The organism is Microcystis sp. Msp_OC_L_20101000_S702 (assembly GCF_007095705.1).
GTDB classification, from domain to species: Bacteria; Cyanobacteriota; Cyanobacteriia; order Cyanobacteriales; family Microcystaceae; genus Microcystis; species Microcystis ichthyoblabe_A.
Genome location: NZ_SFBO01000055.1, coordinates 18,748 through 27,142, shown reverse-complemented (window position 1 = coordinate 27,142; position 8,395 = coordinate 18,748). Strand labels below are relative to the sequence as shown.

The following is an 8,395-nucleotide window of genomic DNA, read 5'->3' as shown; positions in this document are numbered from 1 at the left end:
CAGATTATTGAGGGTAACGGCTAAATCCCTTTCTAATCCGGGTTGGCGGCGGATGGTGGTGGCTTCGGTGAAGGTGGCGATCGCCCGTTCTAGGTTGGCTACCGGCTCTTTCCCTAGTTGGGCTTGGGTGAGGTAGGCTACGCCCAGATTATTGAGGGTTCCGGCTAAATCCCTTTCTAATCCCGGTTGGCGGTAAGTTGTGGCGGCTTCGGTGTGGTTGGCGATCGCCCGTTCTAGGTTGGCTACCGGCTCTTTCCCTAGTTGGGCTTGGGTGCGGTAGGCTACGCCCAGATTATTGAGGGTTCCGGCTAAATCCCTTTCTAATCCGGGTTGGCGGCGGATGGTGGTGGCTTCGGTGTAGGCATCGATCGCCCGTTCTAGGTTGGCTACCGGCTCTTTCCCCAGTTGGGCTTGGGTGCGGTAGGCTACGCCCAGATTATTGAGGGTAGAGGCTAAATCCCTTTCTAATCCGGGTTGGCGGAAGATGGTGGTGGCTTCGGTATAGGCGGCAGATTATTGAGGGTAACGGCTAAATCCCTTTCTAATCCGGGTTGGCGGCGGATGGTGGTGGCTTCGGTGAAGGTGGCGATCGCCCGTTCTAGGTTGGCTACCGGCTCTTTCCCTAGTTCGGCCTGGGTGCCGTAGGCATTGCCCAGATTAGTGAGGGTTTGGGCTAAATCCCTTTCTAATCCGGGTTGGCGGCGGATGGTGGTGGCTTCGGTGTAGGCAGCGATCGCCCGTTCTAGGTTGGCTACCGGCTCTTGACCCAGTTCGGCTTGGGTGCCGTAGGCATTGCCCAGATTATTGAGGGTTGTGGCTAATTCCCTTTCTAATCCGGGTTGGCGGCGGATGGTGGTGGCTTCGGTGTAGGCAGCGATCGCCCGTTCTAGGTTGGCTACCGGCTCTTTCCCTAGTTCGGCTTGAATGCTGTAGGCTATGCCCAGATTATTGAGGGTTGTGGCTAATTCCCTTTCTAATCCGGGTTGGCGGCTGATGGTGGTGGCTTCGGTATAGGCGGCGATCGCCCGTTCTAGGTTGGCTACCGGCTCTTTCCCTAGTAGGGCCTGGGTGCGGTAGGCATTGCCCAGATTAGTGAGGGTTGTGGCTAAATCCCTTTCTAATCCCGGTTGGCGGCGGATGGTGGTGGCTTCGGTGAAGGCGGCGATTGCCTGTTCTAGGTTGGCTACCGGCTCTTTCCCTAGTTCGGCTTGGGTGACGTAGGCATTGCCCAGATTATTGAGGGTAACGGCTAAATCCCTTTCTAATCCCGGTTGGCGTTTAGTTGCAGCACAAAACTCGTATCCATAGACGGCAATGGCTAGGTTAATGAGTGGATTACCTTTAGTAAACCCAGAAAAAGCATAAGCAAGATCGTAGAGGAGTGCCGCTAGTTGGTAGGTTTCCTCTGGACTGACTTGTTCCTTGGTATCATTTCCCCAAGCACGGAGGAGGTTAACTAAGTTTTCATCTAAGAGATGGAGGTTATTGTCGAGCAGGGGATAAATTACTTGGCGGTTTCCGCGACTTTCTGCGATAGTTTGCAGTAGGGTTTGTAAAAAACTGATGTAGGGGTTTTGGTTGTCTCTGGGCGGTTCTAAAATTTGCTCTAACTGTTGCGCCATATTCAGCAACCATCTCCCTTCATTGCTTTGTCCTTGCTGTTCTAAGAAGTCTGCATACTGCTTCATCACAGCGACTAAGCCTGCATCAACTAATTCCGCGTTAGCCTCTAATAGCGCTGGTTCCTGACCATTTTCGCACTGGAGGAGCGCTTGGATTAGGGCTAAGTAAGCTTCTATTCTTGCTTCGTTCATGATTGTTTTTAGGTTTTAGTAGGGTGCGTTAGCGATAGCGTAACGCACCAAATAAATTAATGATAGATGTGGTGCGTTACGACGGATTGTTAGATGATTGAGTAGGGGCGAAGCATTCGGACAATAACCTATTACTGAAACCCTAGATTTCCTATCCGAATGCTTCGCCCGTACCCTGAATTTTTCTCTAGCAAACTCAATTCTAGTCTAATTATAGTAGGGTGCGCTCTTCGATAGCGTAACGCACTGCCCATAGCAGATTAATTAAAGATTTATCAAAAAAGAACTAACATAGTCGATTTTCCTGTAGGATGATAATACTTAGAGTTTATTATTCTGCGACGGGCTATGGTATCAATTGAGCAACTGACAGAAGAGATATTGTCCTTACCTAGTGTATCAAGGGCGCTGCTTGCAGACAAGTTGGTAGAAAGCTTAGAATTCGACACCGATTCAACAATTCAGGCAGTTTGGGTAACTGAAGCAAAAAGACGAAGAGGCGAGGTTCGGGATGGCTCTGTGCAGCCAATTTCGGGGGAAGAAGCTCTGGCTCAAGTTAGACGACTGATTGAGCCATGAGGTATGTATTTCACCCTGAAGCTCTCACTGAATATGCTGAAGCAGTTCAATACTATACAGAGCAACGGGTTGAGGTTGCACAGGCATTTATCAATGCTATCGAGGATACGGTTTATCGAATTAGAGCATCTCCTACTCATTATGTTGTTGCCGAATCTCTTTATGTAGAAGTTGGATAATCATGCCAAAACTTCCAGGAATAAATCATTTAATAGCAATTAAGTCCTTAGAAAAAGCAGTATTAGTAGGGTGCGCCCTTCGATAGCGTAACGCACCAAGTAGTAGTTAAATTAATGATAGATGTGGTGCGTTACGACGGATTGTTAGATGATTTAGTAGGGGCGAAGCATTCGGACAATAACCTATTACTGAAACCCTAGATTTCCTATCCGAATGCTTCGCCCGTACCCCGAATTTTTCTCTAGCAAACTCAATTGGGGATGGGGGGTGAGTGCGATCATGGATTTTAAGCTATAATCAAAGATGTTGATTTATCCCATGAAGTAACAATGTTATCGATTAATCTAGATCGAGAAACCGAGAGCTATCTAGCAGACATCATTTCCGAAGAGAATATTAGCTCAGAAGAACTTCTGAAAAAACTCATTTACGAACATTGGCAAAGCTTAAAACCGCGTAAAACTTTATTACAACGCCGGGGAGGTCATCCTCAGCATCTTTTAGAAAATGCTCCACCTGATTTGTCATTGCGAGAAAACCGCAAAAAAGTAGTGGCAGAATATATACAAAACCACCATCAGCAAGATCATTAATGACAAATTATCCCCCCAAAATTATTACAGATAGCAGTATTTTATTCGCCTATTACAGTTCCCAAGATAATTATCATTGGGCTGTCGTCAACTTTTTTGAACAATGTTCCAGCGACTTGATTACAACTGTTGCTTGTATAACAGAAGTAATGTATCTTTTAAGCCATAATTATCGAACACAAAATGAATTTTTAAGTGATTTATTCCACCAGCTTTATCAATGTATTCCCCTTTTACCACAGGATTTTGCCAGAATCATACAACTTAATGAACAATACGCTGATCTACCGGGAGATTTTGCAGATCTATCTTTAATTACTATTTCTGAAAGACTTAATATTTCTGCAATTATTACCTTAGATAGTGACTTTGATATTTATCGCCGTTATCGAAAAGAACCTTTTGAACGAATCTATTTATAACAATAAAATTTCAGGGCTATTTTATTCTAAAATGTAATGTCATCAAGGGGAAGCAACCCTTCATCTATATCAGGAAAATTGTCTGTAATGTCTGGCAAAGTAGTCAGCAAAGAAATTAGAGAACCGGAAGAAATCGGCTCAATGATTAAGCGATGACCTTCTTTGCGTAACAAAACCTCTGTGCTTGATAGGGCAAGTTCAGGAGGAATAGTTAAGACTTGCTCTTGTCCACTTGTTAGTAAAGAAACCTGACGTAAGTTTTGCATCTGTTGACCTCTTTGTTAATGATCACCTTACTATAATAGACGCTTCTAAGACAGAATATTCAGTATCTAAAACTTCTACTCCAAAGGTTTCAATATGAAAACGGAGTGCTGATTTCGCATCTTCTAGCACTTCTTGATATGATTCGCCTTCGCCAATGACAACACCTTCAATACCTAAAGGATAAGCAATATAGCCATCTGGGTGTTTTTCGACAATTATTTTAATGCTTTTCATGATTATTTTTTAAATACATTTTCCCAATTCATCAAGCAAATCCATCGCCACCTCTAGCCAGTCCACCGCACCCTCTGAAGACGGCTCAGGCGTTGCTTCCTTTACCCCTTCCGGACGCGAGACTAAGGGTTTAAAATTCTCATGATTCTCGCTGGCCTTCTCTTCTAAAAACTCCTTTAATAGCGTCGGACGCTCATAGTCCTGCCGATAGTCCCAGACCCAGTTTAACACCGTGATTACCTCCGCTCGCTGTTCCACTGACCAGCCTTGTTTATCGATATACTGCGCCATGATTTGCTGACAGTTTTCCCACCGACGGTAAGCCTCCCACAGCGCCGATATAGGTTTCCTCATGGACAAAGACACCGCACCGCCTTCTGGGAAATCCTGACGCAGGTCCGAACTCAACAGAACCCCAGTTAACCAAGCTCCTCCTTCCCCTAACTCGACTAAAATATAGGCTAATGTTGCCGGATTTAGGTCAATTTCGACCCTAATTTGGCTTAAATCTAACATTTCTTCACCAGAGTCTTGGGGAATCAATACAGCTTCTAGTTTACCTAGCTTGGGTAGCACCACTTGAGCATTATCAGCCGCCGCAGTATCTACCTCTATCCCATGCTCTTCTAGATAATCTGTCAGCACCGCCGCCGCTAAGGTGTTCTGACGAATCAATTCCCCAAAGCTGGGATAGGGAACCCAAACAGAGTCGGCTAAATCTGTTTTAGGGTCTAAACCCGCAAGTTTAGCTAACTCAACCAGATCATCTGTATCTGCATTAGCAAGACGCAGGTAAAGTTCTTCAACTTCTCGAATAAAATCTGCATCACTCATAACGTAATACCTGACGACTTAGATAGGGTTGGGTTTTATGCTTTAAAAATAACTTAGCTACTGCTAACTCAAATACGTTCAATTTGTGTCCAGAAATATCATCTTTAAATAAATTTTCTAAACCGGTAATCACAACCTGACGCATTTCATGAGTAAATGTCGCTTCAACGCTCCAGGGAACACCCGCAATTAACATTTTACCCAGGGAATCCGCTAATTCCCCAATCAAAACAGGCTCACCTGTCCTATTCTCGAACACCCACACAGGCTGATTATTTGCTCCCTTGTGACTAATTTGCGCTATTTTAAGCTGAAACTTATCTCCCCGGGACTCTTTCCGACGCTGTTCTCTAACTCCCTTTAAGTTTGCTTTCGATAAATCAGGAGTTATAGAGCCTTCTAGTTGAGACTTGTTTTCCTGTTCTCCTCCTAACTGACGTTCAATCTCCAACTCCCTTGCTAAAATCTTTTTCAACGCTTCATTTCTCAACTCAGAAGGCATTTGGCCATTCTCCAGTTTTAAGCGTAACTCTCCCCCCCGCAAACCAAACTTAACCCGTCCAAAGCGAAAATCAAGCCACTGCTCATTAAAAATAATCCGCACCGATAGGGAAAACGCCTCTGGTTCAGACTTTTTGAAACGGGGAAAAACACCCTTAGACTCAGACGCAACCGGTTCTCCCGAAATCTCTAGGTGCAGACATTCAGGACATTTATTATCATGTTCTGTTACCGCGATTGCCCCTGATTGCTTTGCCATCATCCTAGGCCTTTCAAACCCTTAACTGTAATAATTGTACTGTATGTGGGGTTTGCGGCAAAAAATTTGTTGTTTTGCTAATAAAGTCCCAAAACCATTTTTTAGCAAAGCTGCTAACGATATTCAGCCAGCCCTAATTAGTTAGAGCAAGCCTCAAGAATTCCTCGCAAATTAACTAAGGGGTTATCTTAATGCTTGCTGCTATCAGCTTAATTTTCTTCCTCCGCTTCTGGGGTTGGTTGTGGTAAACGAGCGATAAAATCTTTCATTTGGGGATGATTAAACATTTTCTCCGTGTCTTGCAGAAGACGTTGACCCCAGAGATTTTCTCCCAAAAATTTTAGACTGACATAACGACTATCGCTAGTGAGAGCGGCCTGAGCTAATTTGATGCCCTCCTCGGTTTTCCCTTGACTATAAATAGCCACCGCAATAGCTAACTGAGGTTCCGGCTGTTTAGGATCAATTTTCAAAGCGGCCCGCCAATCTTTAAGAGCGGCTTCCTTGTCACCCTGTTCGTATTTAACTAAACCAATATTATTAATAGCCGGCCAAAAATCTTTATCTTGACTAACAGCCTTTTCGTAAGCTGCGATCGCATCAGGATATTGTGCTAACTTGAGATAGGAATTACCGAGATCAAAAAGAGCGGGGGAGACATCGGGTTTAATTTGCAAACCCGCTTCAATCTGGGCAATAGCAGACTGGTAATCTTGATTCTGAAAATAAGCACTACCGAGAGAAAATTTAATATTAGCGTGGGCATCGGCGGGAGCAAGGGACAAAGATTGATTTAATGCCTCGATACCGGGTTGTACCTGATCGTCTTGCAGATATAAACTACCGAGAATAAACCAAGTTTGATAGAGATGGGGGGCCAACTGCACCGCTAACCTAGCCCGTCCGAGGGCTGCATCGGTACGGCGAAAACGAGCTAATTGGATAGCATCCTCAGCCATTTCAATTCCCGCTTGTTCCATCTGTTCTAACTCCGGTTCGATGGCGTAGGGGAGTAGCGCTTGGGAAAAAGCTGGCGGGCTGCCAGCGACGAAAAAAATGAGCAAAGAAATGATTAATCGAAGTTTTGGCACAGTTTACCCCTGGGATAGGCCTTTTTTAATCAGTCTATCTCGCTTGGGAGTTGTTGGCTAAAGAAACAACAAAGGCAACTCTAGAGACGTTAGTATATAACCAATTAACTTTTGGCTGATCGATGGCAATAACCGTGTTGGGAAAATCAAATCGCCCCCTATTTTGGATATTCGGACTCATGGCTAGTAGTTTTCTGGCGGTGGGAGTGGTTTCTTATCGTTTGTTGCAAACTCCTCCTCCTGGCGTAGAATTGGCGGAAATGACCGTTCCTGCTCAACGGGAAACCCTCGCTGTGGAAATTAAAGCTAGTGGTAGGGTGGAACCAATCCAAAGTGTCAACATTAGCCCGAAAAACCCTGGCCGATTAGTGCGATTATTGGTAGATCAGGGCATGATCGTTAAAAAGGGACAAACCCTCGCCGTCATGGATAATTTAGAGGTGTATGCCCAAGGAATGCAGTCAGAAGCGCGACTGCGGGAAGCTCTAGCCAGTCTGGAACAGGCTAAACGCAGTATTCCGGAAGATATCCGGCAATTACAAGCCCGATTTTATCAGGCCCAGGCCAGTTATAAGCAATTAGAAGCCCGTTTAGCTCAGGCCAAAGAAAGAATTCCGAAAGATTTAGACCAGCTACAAGCTCAGGTACAAGCGGCCCAATCCCGGTTTCGACTAGCAGAAAATCGGGTTAAACGCAATGAAAATTTAGTCCGGGAAGGGGCGATCGCTCAAGACCAATTTGATGCTGTCCTCAATGAATATCTCAATGCTAAAGCCAATTTAGACGAATCGATCCGCCGTTTGGAACAAGCGGATAAAACCGCTTCCCCAGAAGTAGCCGGAATTGAACAGGAAATGATCCGAGCGGCAGCAGCGATCGCAGAAGCAAAATTTGCCCTCGAACAACGCCAAAAAACCCAAGAAACCGAGCTGGCTCGACTAGAATCATCTGTAGCAGCTGCTAGGGCCAGTTTAGAGCAAATTAAGATTCAATACCGCGATACGGTTATTACTGCTCCCTTTGATGGCATCGTCACCCAAAAATACGCCACTGAGGGTTCTTTTGTCACTCCCACCACTTCGGCCTCTAGTACCGCTTCCGCCACTTCCACCTCGATTATCGCCCTAGCATCGGGATTGGAAGTGATTGCGAAAGTGCCGGAAGTAGATGTGGGTTTATTACAGCGCGGCCAACCAGTGCGAATTGTCGCCGATGCTTTTCCTGAAGAAGTCTTTGAAGGTCGAGTTATTCTTGTGGCTCCCGAAGCAATTATCGAGGATAATGTTACTTCTTTTGAAGTGAGAATCGGTTTGGTAACGGGACGGGACAAACTCAAATCAAAAATGAATGTAGATGTAACTTTTGTCGGCCAGCAGTTAGATAATGCTCTGGTCGTGCCGACTGTCGCCATTGTCACCCGGGAAGGCAAGTCAGGGGTTTTAGTTCCCGATGCCGAAAATAAACCCAGTTTTAAACCCGTTTCGATCGGTTTGGTCTTAGACGATAAAACTCAAATTTTATCAGGTTTGGAAGTTGGAGAAAAGGTCTTTATCGATCTCCCCGAAGGGGCTGAAGATACCTCAAAAACTAATCAAAAATAATCAAAAATCTCAATAATTTT

At 45.1% G+C, this 8,395-nt stretch carries 10 protein-coding genes and 1 pseudogene; 4 read left to right on the top strand and 7 right to left on the bottom strand.

The annotated features are described in order from the left end of the window. Positions 1-1,814 (bottom strand): annotated as a pseudogene (locus tag EWV60_RS06245) (tetratricopeptide repeat protein); the annotation flags it as partial. Between the two features lie 348 nt (positions 1,815-2,162). Between EWV60_RS06245 and EWV60_RS06240 the strand changes: the two are divergent. The 3 genes from EWV60_RS06240 (at position 2,163) to EWV60_RS06230 (ending at position 3,588) form a co-directional block, all read left to right on the top strand. Further along, positions 2,163-2,393, top strand: coding sequence for an addiction module protein (locus EWV60_RS06240; protein ID WP_147068957.1), 231 nt, complete (start codon positions 2,163-2,165; stop codon positions 2,391-2,393). Between the two features lie 509 nt (positions 2,394-2,902). Next, positions 2,903-3,166 (top strand): hypothetical protein, encoded by a 264-nt coding sequence (locus EWV60_RS06235; RefSeq protein ID WP_024968645.1) that lies wholly within the window; start codon positions 2,903-2,905, stop codon positions 3,164-3,166. Beyond that, positions 3,166-3,588 (top strand): type II toxin-antitoxin system VapC family toxin, encoded by a 423-nt coding sequence (locus EWV60_RS06230; protein ID WP_024968646.1) that lies wholly within the window; start codon positions 3,166-3,168, stop codon positions 3,586-3,588. The genes EWV60_RS06235 and EWV60_RS06230 overlap by 1 nt, the downstream gene beginning before the upstream one ends. Positions 3,589-3,614: 26 nt before the next feature. Here the strand turns inward: EWV60_RS06230 and EWV60_RS06225 are convergent, their stop codons facing one another. The 6 genes from EWV60_RS06225 to EWV60_RS06200 all read right to left on the bottom strand — a co-directional run bounded on the left by EWV60_RS06225 (position 3,615) and on the right by EWV60_RS06200 (position 6,955). Further along, positions 3,615-3,854, bottom strand: a complete 240-nt coding sequence (locus tag EWV60_RS06225; protein WP_002793069.1) for an antitoxin — start codon at positions 3,852-3,854, stop codon at positions 3,615-3,617. Between the two features lie 22 nt (positions 3,855-3,876). Next, the gene (locus EWV60_RS06220; protein WP_002753241.1) at positions 3,877-4,089 is read right to left on the bottom strand and encodes a type II toxin-antitoxin system HicB family antitoxin; all 213 of its coding nucleotides are present in this window, start codon (positions 4,087-4,089) and stop codon (positions 3,877-3,879) included. Between the two features lie 9 nt (positions 4,090-4,098). Beyond that, a complete protein-coding gene (locus EWV60_RS06215) occupies positions 4,099-4,923 on the bottom strand; it encodes a hypothetical protein (protein WP_287231594.1) in 825 nt (274 codons plus the stop codon). Then, positions 4,916-5,683 (bottom strand): hypothetical protein, encoded by a 768-nt coding sequence (locus EWV60_RS06210; RefSeq protein ID WP_287231593.1) that lies wholly within the window; start codon positions 5,681-5,683, stop codon positions 4,916-4,918. Before EWV60_RS06210 ends, EWV60_RS06215 begins: the two co-directional genes overlap by 8 nt. A gap of 209 nt (positions 5,684-5,892) precedes the next feature. Beyond that, the gene (locus EWV60_RS06205; RefSeq protein ID WP_016516440.1) at positions 5,893-6,774 is read right to left on the bottom strand and encodes a tetratricopeptide repeat protein; all 882 of its coding nucleotides are present in this window, start codon (positions 6,772-6,774) and stop codon (positions 5,893-5,895) included. Between the two features lie 34 nt (positions 6,775-6,808). Then, complete coding sequence (locus EWV60_RS06200; protein ID WP_002740204.1) at positions 6,809-6,955, bottom strand: hypothetical protein; 147 nt, start codon at positions 6,953-6,955, stop codon at positions 6,809-6,811. Between EWV60_RS06200 and EWV60_RS06195 the strand changes: the two genes are divergently transcribed. After that, the gene (locus EWV60_RS06195; RefSeq protein ID WP_002793064.1) at positions 6,897-8,375 is read left to right on the top strand and encodes an efflux RND transporter periplasmic adaptor subunit; all 1,479 of its coding nucleotides are present in this window, start codon (positions 6,897-6,899) and stop codon (positions 8,373-8,375) included. The two genes, EWV60_RS06200 and EWV60_RS06195, sit on opposite strands and share 59 nt — an antisense overlap. The last annotated feature ends 20 nt before the right edge of the window (positions 8,376-8,395 follow it).